24 protein-coding genes and 1 pseudogene are annotated in these 25,649 nt (G+C 73.0%); 12 read left to right on the top strand and 13 right to left on the bottom strand.

What is annotated here, in order from left to right; translation table 11 throughout:
• Nucleotides 1-77: 77 nt before the first annotated feature.
• Complete coding sequence (locus tag ACFQSB_RS21555) at nt 78-977, bottom strand: LysR family transcriptional regulator (RefSeq protein WP_380828658.1); 900 nt, start codon at nt 975-977, stop codon at nt 78-80.
• Between the two features lie 56 nt (nt 978-1,033).
• Nucleotides 1,034-1,693 carry an NAD(P)-dependent oxidoreductase gene (locus tag ACFQSB_RS21550; protein WP_380828657.1) on the bottom strand — a complete coding sequence of 220 codons (660 nt, stop codon included), beginning with the start codon at nt 1,691-1,693 and terminating at the stop codon, nt 1,034-1,036.
• Nucleotides 1,694-1,794: 101 nt separating this feature from the next.
• Between ACFQSB_RS21550 and ACFQSB_RS21545 the strand changes: the two genes are divergently transcribed.
• On the top strand, nt 1,795-2,184 hold the full coding sequence (locus tag ACFQSB_RS21545; RefSeq protein WP_380828656.1) for a winged helix-turn-helix transcriptional regulator: 390 nt from the start codon (nt 1,795-1,797) through the stop codon (nt 2,182-2,184).
• A 75-nt stretch (nt 2,185-2,259) separates the two neighbouring features.
• Here the strand turns inward: ACFQSB_RS21545 and ACFQSB_RS21540 are convergent, their stop codons facing one another.
• Nucleotides 2,260-2,523, bottom strand: a complete 264-nt coding sequence (locus tag ACFQSB_RS21540) for a dihydrofolate reductase family protein (protein ID WP_380828767.1) — start codon at nt 2,521-2,523, stop codon at nt 2,260-2,262.
• Nucleotides 2,524-2,563: 40 nt separating this feature from the next.
• The gene (locus ACFQSB_RS21535) at nt 2,564-2,929 is read right to left on the bottom strand and encodes a hypothetical protein (RefSeq protein ID WP_380828655.1); all 366 of its coding nucleotides are present in this window, start codon (nt 2,927-2,929) and stop codon (nt 2,564-2,566) included.
• A 500-nt stretch (nt 2,930-3,429) separates the two neighbouring features.
• On the opposite strand from ACFQSB_RS21535, the gene metE reads away from it, so the two are divergent.
• Nucleotides 3,430-5,769, top strand: coding sequence for a 5-methyltetrahydropteroyltriglutamate--homocysteine S-methyltransferase (gene metE, locus ACFQSB_RS21530; protein WP_380828653.1), 2,340 nt, complete (start codon nt 3,430-3,432; stop codon nt 5,767-5,769).
• Between the two features lie 211 nt (nt 5,770-5,980).
• Here the strand turns inward: metE and ACFQSB_RS21525 are convergent, their stop codons facing one another.
• The 3 genes and pseudogenes from ACFQSB_RS21525 to ACFQSB_RS21515 form a co-directional block, all read right to left on the bottom strand.
• Entirely contained in the window at nt 5,981-6,502 is a 522-nt protein-coding gene (locus ACFQSB_RS21525) for a GNAT family N-acetyltransferase (protein WP_380828651.1), read from the bottom strand.
• A 144-nt stretch (nt 6,503-6,646) separates the two neighbouring features.
• Nucleotides 6,647-6,730: pseudogene (locus ACFQSB_RS21520) on the bottom strand (hypothetical protein); the annotation flags it as partial.
• A gap of 120 nt (nt 6,731-6,850) precedes the next feature.
• Nucleotides 6,851-7,870, bottom strand: a complete 1,020-nt coding sequence (locus ACFQSB_RS21515; protein WP_380828649.1) for an aldo/keto reductase — start codon at nt 7,868-7,870, stop codon at nt 6,851-6,853.
• A gap of 168 nt (nt 7,871-8,038) precedes the next feature.
• Between ACFQSB_RS21515 and ACFQSB_RS21510 the strand changes: the two genes are divergently transcribed.
• Nucleotides 8,039-8,872, top strand: a complete 834-nt coding sequence (locus ACFQSB_RS21510) for a helix-turn-helix domain-containing protein (RefSeq protein ID WP_380828648.1) — start codon at nt 8,039-8,041, stop codon at nt 8,870-8,872.
• 288 nt (nt 8,873-9,160) lie between these two features.
• On the opposite strand, the gene ACFQSB_RS21505 is transcribed toward ACFQSB_RS21510, so the two are convergent.
• The gene (locus ACFQSB_RS21505) at nt 9,161-11,395 is read right to left on the bottom strand and encodes a BTAD domain-containing putative transcriptional regulator (RefSeq protein ID WP_380828647.1); all 2,235 of its coding nucleotides are present in this window, start codon (nt 11,393-11,395) and stop codon (nt 9,161-9,163) included.
• A 332-nt stretch (nt 11,396-11,727) separates the two neighbouring features.
• Between ACFQSB_RS21505 and ACFQSB_RS21500 the strand changes: the two genes are divergently transcribed.
• Nucleotides 11,728-12,606 (top strand): alpha/beta fold hydrolase, encoded by an 879-nt coding sequence (locus tag ACFQSB_RS21500; protein WP_380828645.1) that lies wholly within the window; start codon nt 11,728-11,730, stop codon nt 12,604-12,606.
• 63 nt (nt 12,607-12,669) lie between these two features.
• Here ACFQSB_RS21500 and ACFQSB_RS21495 read toward each other — a convergent pair whose 3' ends face one another.
• Nucleotides 12,670-13,524, bottom strand: a complete 855-nt coding sequence (locus ACFQSB_RS21495; RefSeq protein ID WP_380828644.1) for an SDR family oxidoreductase — start codon at nt 13,522-13,524, stop codon at nt 12,670-12,672.
• A 274-nt stretch (nt 13,525-13,798) separates the two neighbouring features.
• Here ACFQSB_RS21495 and ACFQSB_RS21490 point away from each other — a divergent pair, with 274 nt between their 5' ends.
• The gene (locus ACFQSB_RS21490) at nt 13,799-14,515 is read left to right on the top strand and encodes an ABC transporter permease (protein WP_380828642.1); all 717 of its coding nucleotides are present in this window, start codon (nt 13,799-13,801) and stop codon (nt 14,513-14,515) included.
• 220 nt (nt 14,516-14,735) lie between these two features.
• Here ACFQSB_RS21490 and ACFQSB_RS21485 read toward each other — a convergent pair whose 3' ends face one another.
• The 3 genes from ACFQSB_RS21485 to ACFQSB_RS21475 all read right to left on the bottom strand — a co-directional run bounded on the left by ACFQSB_RS21485 (nt 14,736) and on the right by ACFQSB_RS21475 (nt 17,419).
• Complete coding sequence (locus tag ACFQSB_RS21485) at nt 14,736-15,389, bottom strand: phosphatase PAP2 family protein (RefSeq protein ID WP_380828640.1); 654 nt, start codon at nt 15,387-15,389, stop codon at nt 14,736-14,738.
• Nucleotides 15,390-15,467: 78 nt separating this feature from the next.
• Nucleotides 15,468-16,640, bottom strand: coding sequence for a glycosyltransferase family 4 protein (locus ACFQSB_RS21480; protein ID WP_380828639.1), 1,173 nt, complete (start codon nt 16,638-16,640; stop codon nt 15,468-15,470).
• The gene (locus tag ACFQSB_RS21475) at nt 16,637-17,419 is read right to left on the bottom strand and encodes a COG4705 family protein (RefSeq protein WP_380828637.1); all 783 of its coding nucleotides are present in this window, start codon (nt 17,417-17,419) and stop codon (nt 16,637-16,639) included. The genes ACFQSB_RS21480 and ACFQSB_RS21475 overlap by 4 nt, the downstream gene beginning before the upstream one ends.
• Before the next feature lie 114 nt (nt 17,420-17,533).
• On the opposite strand from ACFQSB_RS21475, the gene ACFQSB_RS21470 reads away from it, so the two are divergent.
• The 3 genes from ACFQSB_RS21470 to ACFQSB_RS21460 all read left to right on the top strand — a co-directional run bounded on the left by ACFQSB_RS21470 (nt 17,534) and on the right by ACFQSB_RS21460 (nt 20,872).
• The gene (locus ACFQSB_RS21470) at nt 17,534-18,202 is read left to right on the top strand and encodes a response regulator transcription factor (RefSeq protein ID WP_380828635.1); all 669 of its coding nucleotides are present in this window, start codon (nt 17,534-17,536) and stop codon (nt 18,200-18,202) included.
• Nucleotides 18,199-19,509: an ATP-binding protein gene (locus ACFQSB_RS21465; RefSeq protein WP_380828633.1), complete on the top strand. Its 1,311-nt coding sequence runs from the start codon at nt 18,199-18,201 to the stop codon at nt 19,507-19,509. The genes ACFQSB_RS21470 and ACFQSB_RS21465 overlap by 4 nt, the downstream gene beginning before the upstream one ends.
• 178 nt (nt 19,510-19,687) lie before the next feature.
• Nucleotides 19,688-20,872: an AbrB family transcriptional regulator gene (locus tag ACFQSB_RS21460; protein WP_380828631.1), complete on the top strand. Its 1,185-nt coding sequence runs from the start codon at nt 19,688-19,690 to the stop codon at nt 20,870-20,872.
• Nucleotides 20,873-20,923: 51 nt separating this feature from the next.
• Here the strand turns inward: ACFQSB_RS21460 and ACFQSB_RS21455 are convergent, their stop codons facing one another.
• Nucleotides 20,924-21,637 (bottom strand): FadR/GntR family transcriptional regulator, encoded by a 714-nt coding sequence (locus ACFQSB_RS21455; protein WP_380828630.1) that lies wholly within the window; start codon nt 21,635-21,637, stop codon nt 20,924-20,926.
• Between the two features lie 134 nt (nt 21,638-21,771).
• Between ACFQSB_RS21455 and ACFQSB_RS21450 the strand changes: the two genes are divergently transcribed.
• The 4 genes from ACFQSB_RS21450 to ACFQSB_RS21435 all read left to right on the top strand — a co-directional run bounded on the left by ACFQSB_RS21450 (nt 21,772) and on the right by ACFQSB_RS21435 (nt 25,614).
• Nucleotides 21,772-22,383, top strand: coding sequence for a gluconokinase (locus ACFQSB_RS21450; protein WP_380828629.1), 612 nt, complete (start codon nt 21,772-21,774; stop codon nt 22,381-22,383).
• Nucleotides 22,380-23,759, top strand: a complete 1,380-nt coding sequence (locus tag ACFQSB_RS21445) for a GntP family permease (RefSeq protein ID WP_380828628.1) — start codon at nt 22,380-22,382, stop codon at nt 23,757-23,759. Before ACFQSB_RS21450 ends, ACFQSB_RS21445 begins: the two co-directional genes overlap by 4 nt.
• Before the next feature lie 205 nt (nt 23,760-23,964).
• Nucleotides 23,965-24,447, top strand: a complete 483-nt coding sequence (locus tag ACFQSB_RS21440) for a cation:proton antiporter regulatory subunit (protein ID WP_354926359.1) — start codon at nt 23,965-23,967, stop codon at nt 24,445-24,447.
• 6 nt (nt 24,448-24,453) lie between these two features.
• Nucleotides 24,454-25,614: a cation:proton antiporter gene (locus ACFQSB_RS21435; RefSeq protein WP_354926361.1), complete on the top strand. Its 1,161-nt coding sequence runs from the start codon at nt 24,454-24,456 to the stop codon at nt 25,612-25,614.
• Nucleotides 25,615-25,649: the final 35 nt, after the last annotated feature.

Here is a 25,649-nt window from a genome sequence, read left to right as displayed (position 1 = left end):
GCGCACCGCCGGGCGGCGGGGGGATCGTGACCGTCGAGGCCGCGCGCTCGGCCGTGGCGTTGTCGCGGGCGGGGAGGTCATCGGGTCCACAGGGACTCCTGGACGGCGTGGACCACGGTCATCAGCTCGGGGGTGGCGCGGTCGGGCGGCCAGGCCAGGCCGTAGGTCAGGCGCAGCCGTCCGGCGGCCAGGGGGACGAAGCCGATGTCGGGCCGCCGGATGGAGGAGGCCACCAGGTGGGGTACCGGCAGCAGGCCGGCGCCGGCGGCCACCTGGTCGAGCAGGGCGGCGAAGTCGTCGATCTCCTCCCCCACGATGTGGTGCTGGTGGGGGCCGTGCAGGGCGGCGGCCAGTTGCGCCCACATGCCGCCGCGCGGCCGGTGGGCGGGCATGAGGATCTTGTGGGAGGTGAGTTGGGCGGGGCGGAGGGCGGGGGCGGCGGCCAGGGGGTCGCCGGCCGGTACGGCCAGGTGGGCGACGGCGACGCTGAAGCGGGCGCCGGTGGTGTAGCCGGTGGGGAACGGCGCGCCGACCACGGCGGCCGACGCCTCGCCCGCGGCCAGGGCCGCCATGGCGGCGCGGCGGCCGGCGGGGCGCAGTTGGAGTTGTACGGCGGGGCGGCGGCGGGCCAGTCGCCGGGCGGCTTGGGCGACCAGGGGGCCGGCCGGGGGTGCGTAGGCCAGGGTGATGAGCGTCCGGGGTGGCGCGGCTTGGCGGGCCGCCTCGGCGCGCAGGGCGGAGGCGGTCTCCAGCAGCGCTTCGGCGTAGGGCAGCAGGGCCGTGCCGGCCGGTGACAGGCGCACGTCGCGGCTGGTGCGTTCGAACAGTCGCACGCCGAGCGCCCGTTCGGCCCTGCCGATGGCCTGGCTGATCGCCGGTTGGGACAGTCCGAGGTCGGTGGCGGCACGCGAGAAGCTGAGGGTCTGGGCCACGCGGGCGAAGCAGCCGATCTCGCGCAGCGTCGGTGCCGGTTCCACCGCCCCAGTATGGCCGCCGTGCGTGCGCGGGGTGGTCAGGGCGGGGGAACCGTCGTTCAGGGCTGCTGGACGGTGATGGCGGCGCGGTGGCAGCGGGGTGTGTCGATCTCGTCGAGCAGCGCGATGGCGAAGTCGGCATAGGTGATCCGGCCGGCGGGGTCGGCGTGCTCGGTGATCCGGTAGTGGCCGGTGGGGGTGCCGTGGTGGTCGAAGTCGCCGGTCGGGGCGACGTAGGCCCAGTCGAGGTCGCTGTTTCGCAGTTCGTGGAGGCCGGCGGCGTGGCCGAGGTAGAAGGAGCGGTACTCGTTGGGGTAGCCGGGTTGGTCCATGAGCGGGGCGCCGGAGGCTCCGGGCAGGATGGAGGCCAGGCCGACGACCACCAGGCGGCGCACGCCGGTGTGGGCGGCCGCCGTGGTCAGGGCGCGGGTGGCGGTGGTGAAGAAGTCGTGGGCGGGGGCCGCCAGGTCCACTGCGGCGCTGATGGCGGCGTCGTGCCCGGCGGCGGCGCGTTCGACGCTCGCCTGGTCGGTGACGTCGCCCGCCACCAGGTGTGCCTGGCGCTGGTCGGGGTGACTGTGCAGGTCGGGGTGGCCGTGCAGGTCGGGGTGGCCGTGCGGGTCGCGCACGACGGCGGTGACGTGGTGGCCTCGGCGGGTGGCCTCGGCGACGGCCCGCCGTCCGGCCCGGCCGCCCGCTCCGAAGATCACGATGTTCATGGGATGCGCCCTTTCACCGGGGCCGGGCGGTTGTGCCCGGCCGGTTCGTGGACGCTATCGGGGGGCCCGGTTTCCTCGGGGATACCGGTTATCGTGGGGCCATGAGGCAACCTCTGCCCGCCGACATGTTCGACGAGCTGTGCCCGTCGTCGCTGAATCCGATCCGGTTCGGGTTCGGCGACAAGTGGGCGGCGCTGGTGATCCGCTGTCTGCAGGACGGGCCGCGCCGGTTCTCGGAGCTGCGCGTGCCGCTCGGCCGGGTCACCGCCAAGGGTTTGACGCGGTCGCTGCGGTCGTTGGAGCGGGGTGGCCTGGTCCGGCGCACCGTTGTCGCCGGGGCGGGGTCGCGTGTGGAGTACGAGCTGACGCCGCTGGGCCGCAGCATGCTGGCGCCGATGGCGGTGGCGTGCGCGTGGGCCGAGGATCACTGGGATGAGCTGCTGGAGGCGCGCGAGTCCCATGACGCCGCTTCTCTGGACCGGGCCGGCTGATCTCGCTTTCCAGGGTGGGTGTGGCCGTCCTTGGGGCGGCCGGATCACGCCGGTAAGGGATCACGCCTGTGACGGTCAGGCCGGGGTGTACGCCAGTTCGAGGATTGCGGACGGGAAGGCCGTGCTCTTCACCAAGCGCAGGTTCACGGCCTGATCCAGCTCGGGGAACAGCGGTGCGCCCTTGCCGGTGACGGCGGGCGGCACCCACAGCCGGTACTCGTCGACCACGCCGAGATTGATCAGGGAGTGCATGAACTCGGTGCCGCCGGCGGCGACGAGGTCCTTGCCGGGCTCGGCCTTGAGCTTGGCGATCTCCTCGGCGGTGTCACCGCCGGCGATCGAAGTTGCGACTCCGGCGACGCGGACGGCAGGGGCGCGGTCAGGTCGCGCTGGTCGCGCGGGTGCGGTGGCCGGACCAGGCCTGGCTGAGCTGGACGAGGCTGATCCCGAACATCAGCGCGCCGAGCGGGACGTGCAGGGTTTTCAGGTGCGCGATGCCGAGCGCCACCTGCGCCAGCGTGAGGCCGAGGAATCCGGCCGTCTGCAGGATGGGCCGGGGTGAGCCGCCGCCGGGCCGCCAGGCCAGGATCGTGCCGGCCACGTTGATGACCCCCACGGTGAACATGGTGTACGCCCCGGCGCTGTGGAAGGTGTGCCCGCCGGGCAAGGACAGCAACAGCCCGGCGGTGATCGTCTGGACGAAGAGGACCAGCGTTTGCAGGGTGATCGCGACACGCACGAACATGGGTGGCTCCTTGACGGCTGCGGACGGGTGAGACGACGGCGACCGGCGCGCGCGATGGTGTCTCAATGGCCCGACGACACAACCCCCGGGAATGTGAGGTGCCGCCACGCCGCGGGGTTAGGTCCGCGGGGTTAGGTCCGTCGTGGCGGCGGGATCGGCACCGCCGGGGCGGGAGGAGCCGGTGGTACCGGCCGGCGAGCCGGGCGACCCGGCTGGGCCATGACCTCGATCACGCCGGAACTTCGGGATACGTGACCAGCAGCCGAGGCGGTCCGCGATCAGATCGATAAGGCCCATGAATAGGGTCCTTCGGAGTGCTTCGGGTCTTCACCGGGCGAATCTCCCAGGCGACGCGGGCGTGCCGACCCTCCCCCACCATCCGGGCCGACGGCCGACGCATCCACAAGATCTATAAGTGTTGTCGATTGATCTGGCCGCGCCAGGGGTGGGGTGGGCAGGATGCCGGAGGTCGTGCCGGACTCGTGAACCAGGAGCCACCAATGACAGCCCCCTTCCCCGCCTCCACCGTGCTCGGGTATCCCCGCATCGGCCCGGACCGGGAGCTCAAACGCGCCCTGGAGGCGTACTGGCGGCAGGACATCGGCCTGCGGGAGCTGCGCGCCACGGGCGCGGGCCTGCGCGAGCGGACCTGGATGCGCCTGGCCGAGCTCGGCCTGGCCGCCCTGCCCTCCAACACCTTCTCCTTCTACGACCACGTCCTGGACACCGCGATCATGGTCGACGCGGTGCCCGGCCGCCACCGTCGCCCGCAGGCCGAGGACACCGCCTTCGCCATGGCGCGCGGCGACGAGCACGCCACCCCGCTGCGCATGACCAAGTGGTTCGACACCAACTACCACTACATCGTCCCGGAGATCGGCCCGGACACCGTCTTTCGCGCCGTGTGCGACAAGCCGGTGGCCGAGGTCCGCCAGGCCCGCGCTCTGGGCCTCACCACCCGGCCCGTCCTGCTCGGCCCGGTCACCTTCCTGCTGCTGTCGCAGCCCGGGCCCGGCGCCCCGGCCGGGTTCCGCCCGCTGGAGCGCCTGCGGGACCTGCTGGAGGTCTACGAGCGGGTGCTGTCGGCGCTGGCGGCCGAAGGCGTCCCATGGGTGCAGCTGGACGAACCGGCGCTGGTGGCCGACCGCACCCCCGCCGAACTGGCCGCCACCGGGGAGGCCTACCGGCGGCTCGGCGCCCTCACCGGCCGTCCCGCGCTGCTGGTCGCCTCCGCCTACGGAGAGCTCGGCGCGGCGCTGCCCGTCCTGGCCGGCACCCCGGTCGAGGCGATCGGCCTGGACCTGGTGCGCGGAGCCGCCGACCTGGACGCCGCGCTGCGGACGCCCGGACTGGCCGCCAAGACCGTGGTGGCCGGAGTGGTCGGCGGGCGCGAGGTGTGGCGCACCGACCAGCGGCGGGCCCTTTCCACCCTGCTGGCCCTGCGCCCCGCCGCCGCCCGGGTCGTGGTCTCCACGTCCTGCTCGCTGCTGCACCTGCCCTACGACGTCGAACGGGAGGACGGGCTGGACCCCCGGCTGCGCGCCCGCCTGGCCTTCGCCGAGCAGAAGGTCGCCGAGGTGGTCGAACTCGCCGGGCGCCTGGCCGGCGTCCCCGCCGGCTCCCCCGCTCCCGACCGGCACGATCCCGCGTCCCGGCAGGCCGCGGCCGACCCCTCCCCCGTCCCTGCGGCGCCCGCCCGCAGCCCCTACCCGGTGCGCGCGGCGGCCCAGCAGGCCCACCTGGGACTGCCGCCGCTGGCGACCACGACCATCGGCTCCTTCCCCCAGACCGGCGAGCTGCGCGCGGCCCGCGCCGCGCTGGCCGCCGGGCGCCTGAGCGTCGAGGACTACGAGGAGCGGGTGCGGCGGGAGATCCGCCAGGTGATCGGGCTGCAGGAGCGGCTCGGCCTGGACGTGCTGGTGCACGGGGAGCCCGAACGCAACGACATGGTGCAGTACTTCGCCGAGCACCTGGAGGGGTTCGCCGTCACCCGGCACGGCTGGGTCCAGTCCTACGGCTCGCGCTGCACGCGCCCGCCCATCTTGCACGGCGACGTGCGCCGTCCCGAGCCGATCACCGTGCGCTGGACCCGCTACGCCCAGTCGCTGACCACCCGGCCGGTCAAGGGCATGCTCACCGGCCCGGTCACCATCGCCGCCTGGTCGTTCGTCCGCGAGGACCTGCCGCTGGCCCGGGTGGTCGCCCAGATCGCCGACGCCGTCCGCCAGGAGGTGGCCGACCTGGAGGCCGCCGGCACCGCCGTCATCCAGGTCGACGAGCCCGCCCTGCGCGAGTTGATGCCGCTGCGCGCCGCCGGGCAGGCCGCCTACCTCGCGTGGGCCGTCGGCGCCTACCGGCGGGCGACCGGCGGCGCCGGTGACCGCACCCAGATCCACACCCACCTGTGCTACTCCGACGCCGGGCAGATCCTGCAGGCGATCGACGCGCTGGACGCCGACGTCACCACCGTGGAGTCGGCCCGCTCCCACGGGCGGCTGCTCGCCGAACCGGCCGTGGCCGCCTTCGCCCGCGGCCTGGGGCCGGGGGTGTACGACATCCACTCTCCGCGGGTGCCGGACGCCGCGGAGGTGGCCGGTGGGATCGAGGCGGCGCTGCGCGCGCTGCCGGCCGCCGAGGTGTGGGTCAATCCCGACTGCGGGCTGAAGACCCGCACCTACCGGCAGGTGGAGTCCGCGCTGGCCGCCATGGTCGAGGCCGCCCGCCAGGTCCGCGCCGCCGTCGTGCCGCTCTCGCGGGCGGGGGCCGGCGCGACGGCGGCCGGTCGGTCCGGGGCGGCTGCCCGGCCGTCTGCGGCGGGGGCCGGCGCCGAGCGCCGCTGACAGAGCCGGTGGCCGCGCGTGCGATCTGACCGGGCCGGGTGGTCGTGCGCGCCGGCGTCCCGGTCCCCCGTGTGGGCAGGGTTCGACCGGAGGTGAGGGGACCCGGCGGCCGGCCCTGCGAACGGGCGGGCGGGTGGGCCTGCCAGGCGGGGTGCCGGCGTTGGGCCTGCCAGGCGGGTGCCGGCGTCCGGCAGGACAGGTCGGTCGCCGGTCAGTCGCCGGTGGGAGTCAGGGCGCGCTGCATCAGCACGGTGTCGATCCAGCGGCCGTGCTTGCGGCCGACCTCCTTCAGCACCCCCGCCCGGGTGAACCCGAACGCCTCGTGCAGCGCGATCGAGCCGGGGTCGCCGGTGTCGGCGATGACGGCCACCATCTGGCGGGCGCCCGCCCGGGCGCACCCGGACAGCAGCGGACCCATCAGCGCCCGGCCGAGCCCTCGCCCGGTGCGGCCGGGGGCCAGGTAGATGCTGTCCTCGACGGTGTGCCGGTAGGCGGGCTTGGGCCGGAACGGCCCGGCGTAGGCGTACCCGGCCACCGTCCCGTCCAGCTCGGCCACCAGGAACGGCAGCGCGCGCCCGGCCAGGTCGTCCAGGCGCCGCCGCCAGTCCTCAAGACCCGGCGGCGTCTCCTCGAAGGTGGCGACGCCGCCCAGGACGTAGTGGGTGTAGATGGCCGCGACGGCCGGAAGGTCGCCGGGCGTCGCCGCCCGGATCGTCGCGTGTACCTCGGGCACGGCGCTCCCGCTCCTCACTTGACCGGACATCACAAACATGACCGATATAGCAGACGCGCGCTGGCCGGCCCGCACGCTCCACGACCGAAGGGCGCTTCGAAGAAGCGGAAGAGGATCGGGTGGCAAGGCGACGTCCCACCCCCGCACCGTCTTGTCGTGGCCGGCGCCGGCCAGGCGTTCGCCGTCCGGGCTGAACGCCACCGCGTACATCGTGTAAACCGTGTTGGTGTGGCCGGTGAGGGGGGCGCCACGGTGAGCGGGGCGCGTTGAGCCTTGCCTCGTGCACCCGCCTGCGGTGTGTCAGGGCCGGACCACCTCCCCGGGCGGACCGCCGCCTGGCCGCAGGGCTCAGGCCGCCGACCGGAGCCCGGCGGGACGACGCCGGAGGGTGGGGTCGAGCAATGCCGGGGGCCTGTACTCCTGGTCGAGCGCGCTGACCTCGGTTCCCGGCGGGACGATCTTGTCGATCCGGTCGAGGATGTCGTCGGACGGCTCGACGTCGGCCCCGGCCAGAAGGTCGTCGAGGTGTTCCATGGTGCGCGGGCCGAGGAGCGCGGCGGTGACGCCCGGGTGGGCGATGGCGAACGCCATGGCCAGGTGGGTCATGGGCAGGCCGGCCTCCTCGGCGAGCGGGATGAGCTGTTCGACGACGTCGATGCGGCGCTCGTCGGTGAGGTGGCGGGAGAACTGGACGCGTTTGAGGTCGTTCTCACCGCCCTTGCGCACCCGGCCGGTCAGCAGGCCCTGGCCGAATGGACCCCACACCATGACGCCCATGCCGTACTCCTGCGCCAGCGGCAGGACCTCCCGTTCGATGCCGCGGTTCAGGATCGAGTACGGCGGCTGCTCGGTGCGGAACCGCTGCAGGCCGGCGCGTTCGGCGGCCCACTGCGCCTGGACGATCACCGAGGCGGGCGTCGTCGAGGAACCGATCACGCGCACCTTGCCGGCCCTGACGAGGTCGGTCAGAACGGAAAGGGTCTCCTCCAGGTCGGTGTCCGGGTCAGGCCGCTGGAGCTGATAGATGTCGATGTAGTCGGTGCCGAGCCGGCGCAGGGAGTTCTCGACGGCGGTGGTGATCCAGCGGCGGGAGGCACCCTGCTGGTTGACGCCCTCGCCCATGGGCATGCCGACCTTGGTGGCCAGGACCACCTCGTCGCGGCGGCCCTCGAGGGCCTTTCCGACGATGTCCTCGGAGTCGGCGTAGCGGTCGGCGGTATCGATGAGGTTGATCCCGGCGTCGATCGCCTTGTGGATGATCCGGACCGACTCGTCCGGGTCGTTGCCCATCTGGCCGGCGAACATCAACGTGCCGAGTGCGTAGGGGCTGACCTTGATCCCGCTCCGCCCGAGGTTGCGATACTTCATGAACGTGCTCCTTCGGTCCCGACCGGCGAGTGGGTCCCCCCGCCGGCCACCGCCCGCCGGCCGGTACATCCACCTTCCGCGGACCCGCGGGCATCAACCAGTACCCGCCGCAGCCAGTGGACCCGGAGTACCACGACGGGGACGCGGCCGATTGCCCATACTGGGGAGATGACCGGATCCACGGATCTTGGCAGGTCCTTGCACGCCTGGCGGGATCGCACGAAACCGGCCGAGGCCGGTCTGCCGGACGACGGACGCCGGCGCGCGCCGGGACTACGGCGTGAGGAGCTCGCCCTGCTCACCGGCTTGTCCGTCGACTACATCGTGCGGCTCGAACAGAGCAGGTCGACGAATCCGTCCCCCCAAGTACTGTCCGCGCTGGCTCGGGCGTTGCGGCTGACGACGGCGGAGCGTGAGCACCTCTTCGTGCTCGCCGGTCAGGCGGTGCCGGGCCCCGGGCAGATTTCCGACCATGTGCCGGCAGGCGTCCAGCGCCTGCTGGATCGGCTGACCGGCACACCGCTGAGCGTGTACGACGCCGCTTGGAACCTCATCACGTGGAACCGGCTGTGGGCCGCGCTGTTCGGCGACCCGCCCGCGTCACGCGGCTTCGGGAGGAATGCGGTGTGGTGGTCCTTCGTGGAACCTCCCGCCGGATACCCCCAGGCGGTGAGCAGGGAGACGGGTCACCGCGCCGCCTTCATGTCCGACCTGAGAGCGGCGTCGGCTCGCTATCCGAAGGATGCCGGACTGGCCGCACTGATCGATGAGCTCCTTGCCCGGAGCGGTGACTTCGCGGCGCTGTGGGGCTCCGGCGTGGTAGGTGTGCACGAGCCCCTGACCAAGACGGTCCGGCACGCGAGCGTCGGCGAACTCACCCTCGACTGCGACATCCTCGCGGCGCTCGGCACCGATCTGCGGATCATGGCCTTCACCGTGGCGGAGGGTGGCCAGACCGCCGAGCGGCTGCGGCTCCTGGAGGTCGTCGGCGTCCAGGGCTGACGGGCGTCGTCGCGTCCGGGCCTGATGGGCGCCGGAACGGACACATGATCGGAGAGCGTCGCCACCGGCAGGTTCGTCGGGACCGATGCCTCTACACGGCCGACAGCAGGCGGGCTAACGATCGACCGCTTCGTGGCGCGACAAGGTGTCGGCGTCCTGGGCGTCGGCCTCCCCCGCGAAATCGGTGATCTTCGACGGCGTGGGTTGTTCACCAGACCGCGACCAACCCCAAGCGGAGGGTCACATCGTCGGATGAACGAGCCCTCTGAGCAGCGCCTCAACGCTCCACTATCCCTTTCTCCCGTACTTGGTCCGCTCCCCGGGGTGGGGGTGGCGGGCATCGTGCGCCAGGGCGGTGGTCAGGTCGGCGAGGTGCCGGGAGACCGGGCCCAGGGTGAGCAGCCCGCTGCCCGCGCCGGCCGACTCGGCCGCCGCCGGGGTGAGTTCGGCGATGGCGCGGCGCATCAACGGCCGATCACCCACGGCGGCGGCCGCGCGTGCGACCAGGCACCACAGGGCCTCGAACAGCAGGTCGCGGGGCGGGTCGGGCATCTCGCGCAACGCCGCGGCGGCCTCCTGGCGCCGGCCCTCGGCCACCAGGACCACCGGACGGGCCCAGGGAGCGTACGGGCCCCAGTCGGCGCGTTCGCCGGCGGCCACAGGCGGCAACCCATGCCGCACGCGCAGGCACAGAAGCGCCAGCGGCAGCAGTCCCCGCTCCAGCCCCGGCATCCCCGCGCCCTCCAGCCGGGTGGCGGCCCGCAGGTAGGCCGCCTCCACCTCGGCCACCGGCGCCTGCCCGGTCACATCCAGGCGCAGCGCCCGGTACCACTCGGTGAACACGCCCAGCAGGGGCAGCTCGTGGCGTTCGGCCAGGCGGTCCGCGGCGCGAGCGTGGGCGTCGGCCGCCGCGAAGTCGGCGAGCGCGCACCGGGCCTGCAGGCGGATGAGGTGCCCGAGCACCTCGTAGGTGACCAGGCCGTGCCGGGCCGCCAGGGTGACCAGTTCGGCGCCGATCTCGTCGCGGCGCGGTGCCAGCCCCGCACGCGCGAAACTCTGCATGAACGCGCCGTTGAGCGCGAAGGCCAGCAGGGCGGGATCGTCCAGACGGCGGGCGATCCGCTCGGCCTGGCGCGCGGCCTCGGGGCCCCGCGCCGCGCGGGTGCCGCGTGACTCCAGCGCGATCGTGGCCAGCAGACGGGCCCGGGCCGCCTCGTGCGCTCCCGGCGGCAGGGCGGCCAGCGTGCGCTCGGCCGCCGCCACGACCCGCGCCGCCTGCGGCGGGTCGTCCAGACGGGTCCAGATGGCCGGGACGTCGTAGGCGCCTATGACCCGGGCGGTCAGCTCGGGGTCGCCCAGTTCCTCCGCCGCCGTCACGGCGGCCACCCGGTGCCTGCGGGCGGCCTGGAGGCCGCCGCCTCCGGTGACCGCGAGGCTGCGCAGCAGGCCCACCGTCGACTCCAGGCGGGCCCGGGCACCGGAGGGCACGGCGCGGTCGTACACCGCGGCCGTCCGCGCCCACACCTCCGCCGCCGAACCGGACACTCCCGGGGGATCGGGCGGCTCGGCCGCCCCGCCGGTCATCGCATCGGTCATCGCGATCGCATCGGACGCCGCGTCAGGTGCCGCATCGAGGACCGGATCGGTGATCGCCGCAGGCGCCGCGCCGGGGACCGCGTCCAAGGGCTCGTCCGGGGCCGAGGGCGGCTCTTGCGGCGAACCGGGCGCTGGAGGCCGCGCCACGTCCAGGGCAGGTGGTGGTGCGGGAGTGAGGTGGTCGGCCTGGTGGAGGATGTCGGCTTCGAGCCGGCGGAGCGCGGGGCCCGGGTCCACGCCGAGTTGCTCGACCAGCAGTGTGCGAGCCCGCCGCAGGACGGCCAGGGCGTCGCCTTGCCGGCCGGCGCGGTACAGCGCCAGGGCCAGCAGGCGCCAGGCGTCCTCGCGCCAGGGGTGCTCGGTCACGTGGGCGTCCAGATCGGGCACCGCCTCGGCGGCCGGCCCCAGCGCCAGACGGGTCTCGGCCTGGCGTTCCACGGCGTGCAGCCGCAGCTCGGCCAGGCGGGCACGCTCGGCGCGGGCCCAGTGCTCGGCGGTGAAGTCGGCGTAGGCGGGGCCACGCCACCAGCCGAGCGCCTCCTCCAGCCGGACCAGAGCCTGCGCGGGGGGCAGCGTGGCGGCGGCGGCCACCGCCTGTTCGAAGCGCCAGGCGTCCACCGAACCGGGATCGGCGCGCAGCGCGTACCCCGGGCCCTCGGTGACCAGCAGCCGGGAGGGCGCGCGGGGCGGGCGTTCGGGCTCAAGGGCGCGGCGCAACGCGGCGACGAACGTGCGCACGGCGCCGACCGCGCCCGCGGGCGGGTCCTCCCACAGGTCGTCGACCAGATGGGTGATCGGGACGACGCGGCGGCGGGCGACGACCAGCCGGGCCAGCACCGCGCGGTGCCGGGGACCCTTCAGGGCGATCGCGGACCCAGCGCCGTCCCAGGCCGTCACCGGCCCGAGCACCCCGAACACGACCCGCACCTGCCGACCGTCCTTCCTTGGACATCCACCAGGCCTGGAATCTCCCGTCCTTCCAGGCGTCCGGCCCCCTGCGGGGTATCGCCCCTGGCCACGGTAGCGCGCTGACCGGATGCTCATCCGGGCCCGGCACGCTGGTCGGTGCCGGTCCCCCGGGGTGCGATCAGCCGAACGGGGTCCATCCCTGCGCGGATCGACCGGCACCCGTTCCACCCGGCGGCGGCCATCGCCCTCGCGGACCGATCGGCGACGGGCCGATCGGCGGCCGCCGCGTGGACACGGCGTCCACCGCTCACCCCGACCGGCACCGGTCGTCAACAGAAAAGGACTCGATCATGACCCCTGTCATCTCCGGTTTCGACTACCAGCGCGTCCCCGTCGCCGACGGCGTCCATCTCAACGTCGCCGTCGGCGGCTCGGGCAGTCCCGTCGTGCTGCTGCACGGCTTCCCGCAGACCCACCTGATGTGGCGGCACGTCGCCGCCGACCTGGCGGCCGGCCACACCGTGATCTGTCCCGACCTGCGAGGTTACGGCGCCAGCGACAAGCCCGCCGAGACCGGCCCGGCCGTCTACGCCAAGCGCACCATGGCCGCCGACGTCGTCGCCCTGGCCCGCGCGCTCGGTCACGAGCGTTTCGCGCTGGCCGGGCACGACCGCGGGGCGTTGGTCGCCTTCCGCGCCGGGCTCGACCACCCTCAGGCGATCACCCACCTGGCCTGCCTGGACGTGCTGCCGACCTTGGACATGTGGGAGGCGATGCACGGCGTCGGCGCCGCCGTCGGCTTCCACCTCTATCTGATGTCCCAGCCGCCCGGCCTGCCGGAGCGGATGATCGCCGGTGCCGCGGACGCGTTCTTCGGCCACTTTCTCGACATCTGGGCCGGCGACCCGGGGGCGATCCCGGCCGAGGTCCGCGCGGCCTACCTGGAGGCGTCCCGGGGCGCCGTCGACTCGATCGTGGCCGACTACCGCGCCTCCGCCGGCATCGATGTCGTCCACGACCAGGCCGATCGGGACGCCGGTCACCGGCTGGGGATGCCGGTCGCCGTGCTTCAGCAGGACTGGGGGGCCGCGCTGGGGTTCGACGCGGCGGCCCTGTGGAGCGCCTGGGCCGCCGACCTGCGGCACAGCACGGTCGGCTGGGGCCACTTCATGGCCGAGGAGGCCCCCGCCGGCGTCGCCGGGGCGCTGCGCGATCTGCTGTCGCGCTGACCGGCGGGACCGGTTCGCGCGCGCGGCGGCGGAGACGGGGGCGGGACGGCGGTGCCCGGCCGGTCAGCCGGTGAAGTCGGCCACGTGGTCGCCCACCCAGGTGGCGAAGGGGCGAGGGGTGTGGCCGGTGAGTCGTTCGACGGCGTCGGTGAGGGGGACGGGACGGCCGTCGTGGGAGCGCCAGAAGTCGACCAGGGCGTCGGCGTAGGGGCCGGGGATGTGCTCGGACATCTCACGCTTCCACTCTTGGGGACTGACGTGCGCGATCGTGGCGGACCGGCCGGTGATCGCGCCGATCACGTCGAGTTGCCGGCGGAAGGTGAGCGACTGCGGGCCGGTCAGGTGGAAGTGCCCGCCCCGGTGGCGCGGGTCGGTGAGCACCGTGCGGGCGGCCTCGGCCAAATCGCGTTCGTGCAGAGGGTCGGTGTGGGCGTCGGGGTAGGGCAGGCTGACCGGGCGGCCGGCCCTGATGGGCCAGGACCACGCGGCGGCGTTGGAGGCGAACGAGCCCGGGCGCAGGAGCGTGGTGGCGATCGGCGCGGCCAGCAGGGCGGTCTCCACGTCCAGGTGCGCCCTCGCCAGCGGGTCGCCGGCGGCGCCCGCTCCGAGGACCGAGGCGGAGGACAGCAGGACGATGTGCTGGACGCCGGCGGTGACGGCGGCGTCGACGAACTCGCCGATGCGGGCGGCCTCGGCGTACAGGAAGACCGCGCCGACGCCGGACAGTGCAGCGGGGAAGGTCGCCGGATCCCGCAGGTCGCAGGCGATGGCCGGGACTCCGGCGGGGACCCGCAGCCGTTCGGGGGCGCGGGAGGCGACGCGCACGGGGTGCCCGCCGGCGTGCAGCAGGGCCAGCAGGTGGGTGGCGACCGCGCCGCGGCCGCCGGTGAGAAGGATCGGGCAGGTGTTCTCGGACATGACGAAGCACGCTCTCTCGTGAGAGATCAGACGGCCCGTCAAAGGGGAGCCGCCGTGCCGGCCGGATGTCCCGACACGCCCGCGAACGGGCGCCGCACCTTACGCGGCAGAACCTACCACGCCCCGCCCCTCGCCACCCGGGGCCGGCCCGGCGGCCGCCTGTGCATGCGGGAGGTGCTCTCTGGGTCAAGGTGCTGTGGGAACCGCCGCGGCGGTCGCCGAGATGATGGACCACGGCACACTACCTGCTGTGCGTTCCTCTGCGTTGATCTCTGTGACCCCTCTCCTGCCGGTGGTCCTGATCGCCCTGGTCGTGACGGGCGCCCTGGCGGCCCGGCTCGGCCGGCTCGGACATGGACGAGCGGTCCTCACCGCCTGCCTGCGGGCGGCCGCCCAACTCGGCGCGGTATCGGTGCTGATCGCCTGGGTGGTCGCCTCCTTCACGGCCGCGGCGGGGTTCGTCGCGCTCATGTACGGTGTGGCCGCATTCACCGCGGGCCGGCGCATCACTCGCGGCCGGAAGGCATGGTGGGCGGCGGTGCCGATCGCGGCGGGCGCCGCGCCGGTGCTGTCGATGCTCGCCGCGAGCGGAACGATCTCCATGGACGGCATCGTGGTGATCCCGATCGCGGGGATCGTGCTGGGTGGCTGTCTGACCGCCACCTCCCTCGCCGGACGCCGAGCCGTGGAGGAGCTGGTCCAGCGAAGGGGAGAAGTGGAGGCGGCGCTGGCGCTGGGCTTCCTCCCCAGGGAGGCGGCGGTGGAGATCTGCCGCCCGGCGGCGGCCCAGGCGCTGCTACCCGCGCTGGATCAGACCCGGACCGTGGGGCTGGTCACTCTTCCTGGCGCCTTCGTGGGGATGCTGCTCGGTGGGGCGAGCCCGGTCCAGGCCGGAGTCGTGCAACTCGTTGTCCTGGTGGCTCTGCTGGCCGCCGAGGCGGTGGCGATCCTGGTGACCACCGAGATGGTCGCGCGTGGGTGCTTTACGTGAGCCACCCCGCCTCTCGCGTCCTCGGCCGGCGGTCGGCGACACCGATTGGGTTGAGGATTCTCTGGCCGCGCACCGCCTGGGGATCCCCGTCGACGGGGCACGCCGGGTCGCCGAGGCCCTGCGCCGGCACCGGATTTTCGCCGCCATCCTGGTCGCGACCGCCGTCTCAGGCGGACCGGCGCCGGCCGAGGCGATCGCCGACGGACCCGGCCCGCCTTCGTCACCTCGCCCGGTCACCGGGGCGGGTGAGGACCGCCATCCGGCCGATCCACCGGTCGATGTCGTCCCGCAGCGCGATGACGGCCGAGGTTCCCGCGCCGGCGGCCAGTACCGAACCGATGACGTCGGTGGGGTAATGGACACCCAGATACATGCGTGCGAGTGCCTGCACGGCCACAAGGACGACGCCGGCGGAGACGACCAGGCGGAAAAGGCGGGTGCCCGCCGTGAGGAAGCCCGCGGCTATGACCAGCGACAGCGTCAGGGCGACGTGGCCACTGGGGAAACCGTCATGGCCGATCTCGTGGAGAAGGCTGCCCGCCATCGGCGGGCGGGGCCGGGCTATCACCTGTTTGAAGATCTCGCAGGTGGTCCAGCCGGCTGTGATCATCACGGTGACGAGGACGGCCGTCCGTACGCGTCCGGCCAAGGCGAGCGCCGCGGCGAGCAGCACGATGATCAAAACACCCGCCACGGGGCCGAAGGCCAGGTCCAGGCCGCGGGCAACGGCCGTGAGGGCGGGTGCGCGTAGCGCCTCCACGGCCTGGTCGACGCGGAGATCGTTCCGCGTGACGGCCGGTGTCCTGGCGGCGGTCCCGAGCAGGCCGGTCGCCACGAGGAAAAGCCCGGGAAGGCGGAGACGCTTCAGGATCACGGAATTCCTTGTCACAGGTCATACGGGACGACGTGCCGGAGAGTGACGAGCGGAACCGAACAGCGCGGCGGCAGGTCGTCAAACCGTGTTCACCTCGTCGTCCGGTGTCGCGGCGAGCTCTGCCAGCAGTCGCTCCCACACAGGACGGACGGCCTCGACGTCGTAGCGCCGCGCCTTCTGCACTGCTTGGGCGCCCATCTCACGACGCAACCGGTCATCGGCCATCAGCGTGTCCATCGCCGCGGCCAGCGCCCGAGGGTCATCAGGGCACGCGAGCAGGCCGTCCCTTCCGTGGGTGATGATCTCGCGTGGGCCGACCGGGCAGTCGAAGCTGACGACTGGCAGGCCGTGGCTCATCGCCTCGACGATCACCATGCCGAAGCCCTCGTGGCGGGAGCTGAGCACGAAGATCGACGCTGCGGCGAGTTCGTCCTCCAGGTGCCCTGTGGGGCCCATGAGATGGACGCGGTCCCGCACGGGACTGCGTTCGATCTGCCGCCGGATCGCCTCACGGTTCTTGCCACCGCCGAAGATCTTCAGGTTCCAGTCCGGCTGTGACGGTGCCACCAGCTCGAACGCTTCGATCAGCAGGTCAAAGCCCTTGGACCTGACCAGGCGGCCGGCCGCGACGATGACCTTTTCTTCGCCGGAGGTCCGAGCCGCGCCGGCGACCGGCAGCCCGTTGGGAATCCGCGCGACGCGGGTCGCCGCGGGGCCGAGCGCCGCCCGGTAGGCACGCTCGTCGGCCTCGGTGAGCACGGTGACGGCGTCCAGGCGCGGATACCAGCGGCGGATCTCGCGGGCGAGCTCGGGCTTGTGGCGCGCGTGGTGCAGGTGTTCCTGGCCGACGCGGACCACCGTGGCCGGGGCGTACCTGGCCGACAGCAGATTCAGGGCGGGACGAGTGGTGACCAGCACACCGTCCCGCAGGGACCGCAGGTAGCACGTCAAACGCAGGTCCGTCAGCACATTGAAGCGGTCATAGCGGACCTCCTGCACCGGGACCAGGCGGCTGCGCAGCCGTCGCGCCGGCGCCTCGGCCCGCCGCCGCCAGCCCGGGGTCTGGAGCATGTCCACCAGTGCGCGAAGGCGGACGCGGGGGTCGATCGCGAAGGCAGGCGTCGCCCGCTCGCGCCACACGCTCACGATCTCCACGTCGTGGTGCGACGCCAGCGCGTTGGCCATGTTGACCACCGTCCGGTTCGTGCCGCCGACCGCGTACGCGTTCATCAGCAGGTACCGGATCCTCATGCTTCGGCGTCGCGCCTCGTCAGCGACAGGTAGACGACCAGGCCGAGGATCGTGAGCAGGAACAGCCCGCTGGTCGCGACGGTCCCGAGACCCAGACCACCGTCGTCGGAGGACTGCGACAGGTAGTCGCCGATGGAGGCGCCGAGCGGGCGGGTGAGGATGTAGGCGATCCAGAACGTCACGATCGTGGTCGTCTTGAGGCCGTAGCGGGCGAACGCGACGATCGCGATCAGGCCGCCGAAAACGGCCGCCGACATCAGGTAGCCGATGCCGAGCTGCTCGGCGACCAGGTCGCCGGCGGCGGTGCCAAGGGCGAAGGTCAGCAGGATCGCCACCCAGTAGAACGCCTCACGCCGCCAGGTGTGGATCGTGTGGATGGACAGCGTGCGCTCGACCGCGTACCAGATCGCGAAGGCGGCGGCGAGGGCGACGCCGAAGACGATCGTGGTCGTCTCAAGGGGAACGCCCAGATCGTCGGTGAGGTTGTCGGTCAGCAGCGTGCCCACGATGCTGATCAGGACGACGGCCGGCCAGTAGAGGGCGGGAACATACGCACGTGCCCGGAACTGAAAGATCAGCGTGACGATCAACAGGGCGCCCATGACGGCGGTGGTGTTGGTGAGACCCAGCCCGAGATCGTCGTTCAGGAAGTCGGCGGCGGTCTCCCCCACGGTCGTGCACAGCACCTTGATGATCCAGAAGTAGATCGTGACCGCTGGGACCTTGTTGAGGATCGAGCGGCCGTACGACCTCGCGCGCCGCCCTGTGGTGGTCATCATGGCGGACAGGCTCACACGGGGCACCTGAAAACAACCTGACTACGTGCGCGATCAGGCTGCTCGGTGCCCGGTGTGCCCTACTCTGGGGCGCGGCGGCCCCTAGGAGGAGGTGGTGTGGTGGCCCCCAGCGTCGCCATCGTCGAGGACGACGCGGCTCTGCGGACGGGACTGCGCCGCGGACTGCGGGAAGACGGTTTCGAGGTGTCCTTCGCGCTGGCGGGCGGGACCGAGCTCCTGCAGTGCCTGGGCGACGTCGTGCCCGATGTGTTCGTCATCGACATCGGCTTACCCGACGTCGACGGCCGCGACCTGTGCCTGGCCCTGCGGGCACGCGGTGTTCACTCTCCCGTACTCCTGCTCACCGCCCGCGGTGGGATCACCGACCGGCTGTCCGGCTTCCACGCCGGCGCCGACGACTACCTGCCCAAGCCATTTCATTTCGAGGAGCTGGTTCTGCGGCTGAGAGCGCTGCTCCGGCGGACGGCCAGGACGAGCGCCCCTCCGCCCGCCCTGCACCTGGACCCCGCCGCCCACGAGGTACGGTACGGCGAGACCGGGGTGGTGCTCACCCCGACGGAGTTCCGCCTACTCGCCGCCCTACTGGCGCGCCGCGGCGAGGTGGTGCGGCGGCACGCCCTGATCGCGGCCGCCTGGCCGACGGGCTCCATCGTCCACGCCAACACCCTCGACTCCTACCTGGTGCGCATCCGCCGGAAACTCGCCGAGATCGGACAACCCTCGGCGATCATCACGGTCCGCGGCGTGGGCTACACGGCCACGTGATCCGCCGCAAACTGGTCGCCGCGGCGACCGTCACCCTCGCCGTGGCGCTGCTGACTCTGACGGCCGGACTGTACGTGGTGCTGTCCTGGCGGCTGGAGAGCGACGCCGACAACGTGCTACGCGACCGCGCCGCCGCGGCAGCGTCCACCGTGACCTCCAGTCAGGGACGGCCGTCGGTCCGCGAGACGCCCTACGACGAGGCGCTGGACAACGGGGTGTGGGTGTTCGACGCCGGCGGCGCCAAGATCAGCGGTCCGGCGGCGACGGGCACCGTGGATCAGACCGCGCGCCGGCTCGGCGGCTCGGTCCACACCGCCTTCCACGACGCCGGCGACGACATAAGGATGTACGCTCTCCCGCTGCGCGATGAGCCCTACGCCGTCGTGGTCGTCGCCCTCTCCAGGCGACCGTACGAGCACGCGGAGCGGACCACGCTGATCGGCGCACTCGGCTTCGACGCCCTGGTCCTCGCATTCGGCGCGTGGTTCGTCCGGCGTACGGTGACCCAGGCGCTGCGACCGGTCGCCCAGATGACCGCACAGGCCGCGCGATGGTCCGAGCGTGACCTCGACCGCCGTTTCGACCTCGGACCACCGGCCGACGAACTGACCGGGCTCGCCGCCACTCTGGACCGGATGCTCGGCCGTATCTCCGCCGCGCTGCGCCACGAACAGCGGCTCACCGCGGAGATGGCGCACGAGCTACGCACACCCCTCACACGAATGCGTCTGGAGACGGAGATCGCGTTGCGCCGCGACCGCCCCGCCGCTCAATACCAGAACGCGCTGCGGGCGGTCCTCGACAGCGCCGACACGATGACGACCACTCTGGAGACGCTCATCGGCCTCGCCCAGCAGGAGATCAACCCCACGACCGGGACCACCCCCGTCAGCGACGTCGCGGCGGACGCTGCGCGGACCTGCCGCGATCAAGGCAGGGAGATCGACGTCGACCTGTCCCAAGCGGCCGGCCTGGTCGTCGGCTGCGATCGAGAGGTGATCGCGCGGACTCTCCAGCCGCTACTGGACAACGCTCTGCGATACAGCCGTACAGCGATTTCCCTGCGTGTCACCTCATCCGGCAGCGACGTGCTGTTCAGCGTCGGCGACGATGGGCCCGGCTTCCATCCGGGCGAGCTTCACGCGGTCCTGACACCCGGCACCCAAGGTCACGCCGCCTCACCCGGCCAGGGCGCAGGGCTGGGCCTCGCCTTGGCCGGCCGCCTGGCACGGTCGGCCGGAGGCGGTGTCACCCCACGGTTGTCAGGCGACGGTGGCCTGGTCGAGCTGCGCCTCCCCGCCGCCTGACCGTCTGTACGCGTCCTCCTTGCGGATCCGTGCGGCGACGGCCACCTGGTTTCAGGCGCGCATCGACCGCCGAAGCGCACGGGCCTGACGGCGACCGGACACGATGGACGGCCGGAGAGCCGGCTCCGCGACGATCGCGTGGCGTGACCTACTGAATACCGTAAGTAGTATCGCTGCCATGGGAACGGTTCTCGGCATTCTGAGCCGCCGATCCGGCGCTCGTCTTCAGTGGCGCTGGGTCGGCTGGCTGGGGCTCATTCTCGGCGCGTGCGCCGCCGGTGAGGTGGCCGAGCCGATACTGCCCGCGCCTCATCTGCTGGTCCCGCTGCTGGCCGGGCTGGCTCTGGCCGTCAGTGGGCTCACCGCCGACCAGGTTCCCGGCGGTCTCAACCGCGGCTGCCAAGCCGTCCTCGGGGTCCTGATGGGCGGCTATCTCGACCCCCACACCGCACATCAGGCCGCGGCCGAGGTCCTTCCGCTGGCCGCTGTCACCATGGTCACCATCGGGCTCAGCCTGGCCGCCGCCGCGATCATGGCGCGTACGGGCCGCATCGACCGCGCGAGCGCGACTCTCGGCATGGTCGCCGGCGGCTCGGCCGCAGTGATCTCCAGCGCGGCCGACTTCGACGCCGATCCGCGGATCGTCGCATTCCTGCAGTATCTGCGCGTCGCTCTGGTCGCCACCACCGCCCCTGTCCTGGTGCACTGGTTGCTCGCCCCCGACCCGGCGGCAGGCACCGCCGCAGTGCCCCATCCGTCGGCCTGGAGCCTGGTCACCGGCGATGATCAAGGCATCGGGCTGGTTCTGCTGGCCGCCGTCGCACTCACCGGCACCCTGACCGGCCGCGGCCTTCGCCTGCCGAGCCCCGCCCTGCTCGGCCCGATGCTTTTGACCGCCGCCATCACCGCCGGCGGCGCCCTCAGCGGTTTCACCCCGACCGGTCCTCTGCGAACCGCTGTGTTCACCATCGTCGGCCTGGACATCGGCCTGCGCTTCACCCGTCCCACCTTGGCACACATGCGGCGCCTGCTGCCGCTGGCCTTGGCCTGCACCATGTCGATCATAGCGGTCTGCGCCGTTCTGGCCTGGCTGCTCTCGGTGATGGCACACATCCCCTTCACCGACGCCTACCTCGCCACCACCCCCGGCGGCGTCAACGCCGTCCTCACCACCGCCGCCGCCACCCACGCCGACGTCTCCCTGATCTCGGGCGTGCAGAGCCTGCGGCTGTTCGCCATGGTCCTGCTCGCGCCCCTGTTCATCCGCCTGACCATCTCTCGGCCGCCCCGCCCCGGGCCCACCACCGGACATCGGCATGCCGGTAACCGACGAACCGGTGGATCCGGTCGTTCCACCGGCTGAAGTCAGGGGCCGGTCGAAGATCCAAGCGCGACGCGGCGGGTGTGACTCCCCTCAGGCGGGTGGGGCGGCGAGCATGGCGTGGGTGGCCTCTTCGACGATCTGGCGCATGAACCGCTCGGCGGTGGCGGCGTCGCCCGCCTGCACCGCCTGGGCGACCTCGGCGTGCCAGCGGATCGCCGCCGGCTCCGGATGGGCGGGCATCAGGTGGTGGTGGGTGCGGCCGGCGAGCACCTCGGCGACCACGTCGGCCAGGGCCGCGAGCATCTCGTTGCCGCAGGCCTCCAGCAGGGTGCGGTGGAACAGGATGTCGGCCCGCAGGTAGGACTCCAGGTCGCCGGACCTGCCGTGCACGGCCATGCTCATGACCGCGCCGGTGAGCTGCCCGCACTGCTCGGGGGTGGCGTTGCGGGCGGCCAGGGCGGCGGCCACCGGTTCGACGCCGCGGCGCAGCTCGCCCAGGGAGCGCAGCTGCCCGTCGCGGTCGCCGCCGGACAGCCGCCAGCGGATGATGCGCGGGTCGAACAGGTTCCAGCGGACGCGCGGGGCGACGGTGACCCCGACGCGGCGCCGGCTGGACACAAGGCCCATCGACTCCAGCACCCGGATGGCCTCGCGGACCACCGATCGGGAGACCCCGAAGCGGTGTTCGAGCTGCTCGATGCGCAGCACGTGGCCGGCGGGGAGCGCGCCGGAGGTGATCTGGACGCCGAGGCCGTCCAGGACGCTGCCGTGCAGACCGCCATTGGTCTGGTCTTTGGCTCCCACGGCCGCCAATCCTCCCATGGGAAGGCCTCCGGGCCGCACCACCGCCGGTAAAGTATGACTAATTAGCACGTGACTCTTGATTAAGGATGATTATTCGTGACAGGCTGTGCGACAGCCCGTTCGAGAGGCCCGTCATGAACCCCACAGATCCTCCGCCCCCGACTTCCCCCGGCCCCGCGGCGCAAACCCCGCCGCTGCTGGTCGTCATGGGGGTCACCGGCTCGGGCAAGACGACCGTCGGCGCCGCGCTGGCCCAGCGCCTGCGGGTGCCGTTCGCCGACGCCGACGACTTCCACAGCCCCGCCAGCGTCGCCAAGATGTCGGCGGGCATCCCGTTGGACGACGACGACCGGCTGCCCTGGCTGCGCTCGATCGGCGCCTGGCTGGCCGCGCACGCCGCCGGCGGCGGCGTGGTGAGCTGCTCGGCGCTCAAGCGCTCCTACCGCGACGTGCTTCGCGAATCGGCGCCGCAGGTCTGCTTCGTCCACCTGGCCGGAGACCAGCAGGTCGTGAGCCGGCGGGTGGCCGGGCGGCCCGGGCACTTCATGCCCGCCTCCCTGGTCGCCTCCCAGTTCGCGACCCTGCAGCCGCTGCAGCCCGACGAGCACGGTGTCGTGCTCGACCTGACCCACGACGTCGACCGGCTCGTGGAGGACTACCTCGCCGCCGCCTCCCCCGGCGGCGCGCCACCGCCCGCCGACCCCGGCGGTGCCGGCGGTGCCACGGACCGCGGAGGACGGTCATGAACGCCACGCTGCTCGCGCTGGCCCCCGCCGGCGGCGCCGCGGTGCCGGCCGGACGCCTGCTGCCAGCCGCGCTGATCGGCATCGCGGTGATCGTGCTGCTGATCACGCGCTTCAAGCTGCACCCGTTCCTCAGCCTGACCATCGGCTCGCTGGTCGTCGGCGCCGTCGCCGGCCTCGCCATGTCGGATGTGATCACCAGCTTCACCGACGGCTTCGGCGCCACGGCGGCCGGCGTCGGCACGCTGATCGCGCTGGGGGCGATGTTCGGCCGGCTGCTGGCCGACTCCGGCGGCGCCGACGAGATCGTCGACACCATCGTCGGCCGCTCCAGCCCCCGCACCCTGCCCTGGGCGATGGCGGCGGTGGGCGCCATCATCGGCCTGCCGATGTTCTTCGAGATCGGGCTCGTGCTGCTGATGCCGGTGATCTTCCTGGTGTCGCGCCGCTCGGGCCTGCCGCTGATCAGGGTCGGCATCCCCGCCCTTGCCGGACTGTCGGTGATGCACGGCCTGGTGCCGCCGCACCCGGGGCCGCTGGTCGCCATCGACGCGCTCAAGGCCGACCTCGGCCTGACCCTCGGCCTTGGCGTGCTGGTCGCGGTGCCCACCGTGGCCATCGCCGGCCCGCTGTTCGCTCGCTACGCCTCCCGCTGGGTGCAGGTGCCGGCGCCTGAGCTGTACGACGCGCGCGAGCAGGAGCCGTCCGCGCGGCGGCCCTCGTTCGGGGTGACCGTGGCCACCGTGCTGCTGCCGGTGGTGCTGATGATGGGCAAGGCCGTCGCCGACCTGCTGGCCGCCAAGGGCACCGCGGTGCGCACCGCGCTGGACTTCCTGGGCACGCCGCTGGTCGCGTTGCTCATCGCGGTCATCGTGGCGATCTTCACGCTGGGACGCGGCGGCGCCATGGACCGCAAGGCGATCACCGCGTCGCTGGAGGCCTCGCTGCCGCCGATCGCCGGCATCCTGCTCATCGTCGCGGCCGGCGGCGGGTTCAAACAGACGCTCGTCGACACCGGCATCGGCAAGCTGGTGGCCGACTGGGTGCAGCACAGCGGCCTTTCGGTGCTGCTGCTGGCCTGGCTGGTCGCGGTGCTGATCCGCCTTGCCACCGGGTCGGCGACGGTGGCGACCGTCACCGCCTCGGGAATCCTGGCCCCGCTGGTCACCACGCTGGGCGCCGGGCAGACCTCGCTGCTGGTGCTGGCGATCGGCGCGGGGTCGCTGTTCTTCTCCCACGTCAACGACGCCGGGTTCTGGCTGGTGAAGGAGTACTTCGGGCTGAGCGTCGGCCAGAACCTCAAGACCTGGTCGGCGATGGAGACGGTGATCTCGGTGGTCGGCCTGCTGCTGGTGCTGGCCCTGGACCTGGTCGTGTGACCGCGGCGCCGCCGGCCCTCAGCGTCCGAGGCGAGGGGGCCGGTGGCCGTGGTGCCCGTGCGCTACGGGTGCGGCGAGCGCCGCTCGGGTGGGCCCGGCACCTGCTAGCCTCACAGGCGTTCGCCTCCTTTTATGAACATTCGTCCTGTTCGTAGAGGGGCGAAGCGTGGTCAGGTGACGGACGGCTGATAGGGGCGAGGAGCCGGTGGAGATCGAGCAGACCGCACTCCCGGGGATAGGGCTCAAACACGAGTTCACCACCCAGCACGGCCGCAGGATCGCGGTGGTGTCCCACCGCAGCGGCCGCCGGGATCTGGTCATCTACGACCGGCACGACCCCGACCGGGCGTGTGAGGCCATCCAGCTCAACGACGAGGAGGCCGACGCCCTGGTCGAGCTGCTCGGCGCCCCGCGCATCGTCCAGCGGCTCAACGCCCTGCACCGCGAGGTCGAAGGGCTGGTCAGCGTCCAGCTTCCCCTGGCCGAGGACTCCCCCTACGCGGGACGGCCGATGGGACAGGCGCGCGTGCGCACCCGCACCGGCGCCTCCATCGTGGCGGTCGTGCGGGGCGGGCAGGTGCACACCAGCCCCACCCCCGACTTCCCGCTCGCCGGCGGCGACGTGGTCGTCGTCGTCGGAGACCTGGAGAGCACCGCCGCCGTCGCCGACATCCTCGCCGGCGGATAGGCCGGCGTGCACACCGCGAGCCTTTTCATCGAACTCGGCGGCACCGTACTTGTCCTCGGCGTGCTCGGCGCGCTGGCGCTGCGCGCCGGCATCTCCCCCATTCCGCTGTACCTGCTGGCCGGGCTGGCGTTCGGCCAGGGCGGCATCCTGCCCCTGGCCACCAGCGAGGACTTCATCGCCGTCGGCGCCGAGATCGGCGTGGTCCTGCTGCTGCTCACCCTCGGCCTTGAGTACAACGCCGACGAGCTGATGGCCAGCCTGCGCGGCAACGCCCGCGGCGGGCTGTTCGACCTGGTGCTCAACGCCGCGCCGGGCGCGGTGGTCGCGCTGCTGCTGGGCTGGGGCCCGGTGGCGGCGGTGGCGATGGCCGGGGTCACCTACGCCACCTCCTCGGGCATCACCGCCAAGGTGCTGTCCGACCTCGGCTGGATCGGCAACCGGGAGACCCCCGTGGTGCTGTCGCTGCTGGTGTTCGAGGATCTGACGATGGCGTTGTACCTGCCGGTGCTGACCGCCATCCTGGCCGGGGTGAGCCTGGCCGCCGGCGCGGTCACCGTGGCGATCGCCCTGGGCACGGCCGGGGTGGTGCTGCTGGTGGCCCTGCGCTTCGGCCGTCTCATCGAGACCTTCGTCGCCAGCCCCAACTCCGAGGTGCTGCTGCTGAAGGTGATGGGCCTGGCGCTGCTGGTCGCCGGCGTCGCCCAGCAGCTCCAGGTGTCGGCGGCGGTCGGGGCGTTCCTGGTCGGCATCGCGCTGTCGGGCGAGCTGGCCCACGAGGCGCGGGCGTTGCTGATCCCGCTGCGCGACCTGTTCGCCGCGGTGTTCTTCGTGTTCTTCGGGCTGCAGACCGACCCGGCGGCGATCTGGCCGATGGCCGGGCTGGCGGCCCTGCTGGCCGTGGTCAGCATGGCCACCAAGCTGGCCACCGGCGCCTACGCCGCTCGGCGGGCCGGCGTCGCCAGGGCCGGGCAGGCCCGGGCCGGGATCGCGCTGATCCCGCGCGGTGAGTTCAACATCGTCATCGCCGGCCTCGCGGTGGCGGCCGGCGCCCACCGCGACCTCGGGCCGCTGGCGGCCGGGTACGTGCTCATCCTGGCGGCCTTCGGCCCGCTGGCCGCGCGGCTGCTGCAGCCCCTCATCAGCGCCATCGCCCGCCGCGCCGCCTGAACACCTGCCGCCGCGCGCGGGTCGTCCTGCGCGGG

This window comes from Sphaerisporangium rhizosphaerae (assembly GCF_042665155.1).
In the GTDB taxonomy this organism is placed as follows: domain Bacteria; phylum Actinomycetota; class Actinomycetes; order Streptosporangiales; family Streptosporangiaceae; genus Sphaerisporangium; species Sphaerisporangium rhizosphaerae.
The sequence above is the reverse complement of the archived record's forward strand: the minus strand, read 5'-3'. Positions and strand labels throughout refer to the sequence as shown.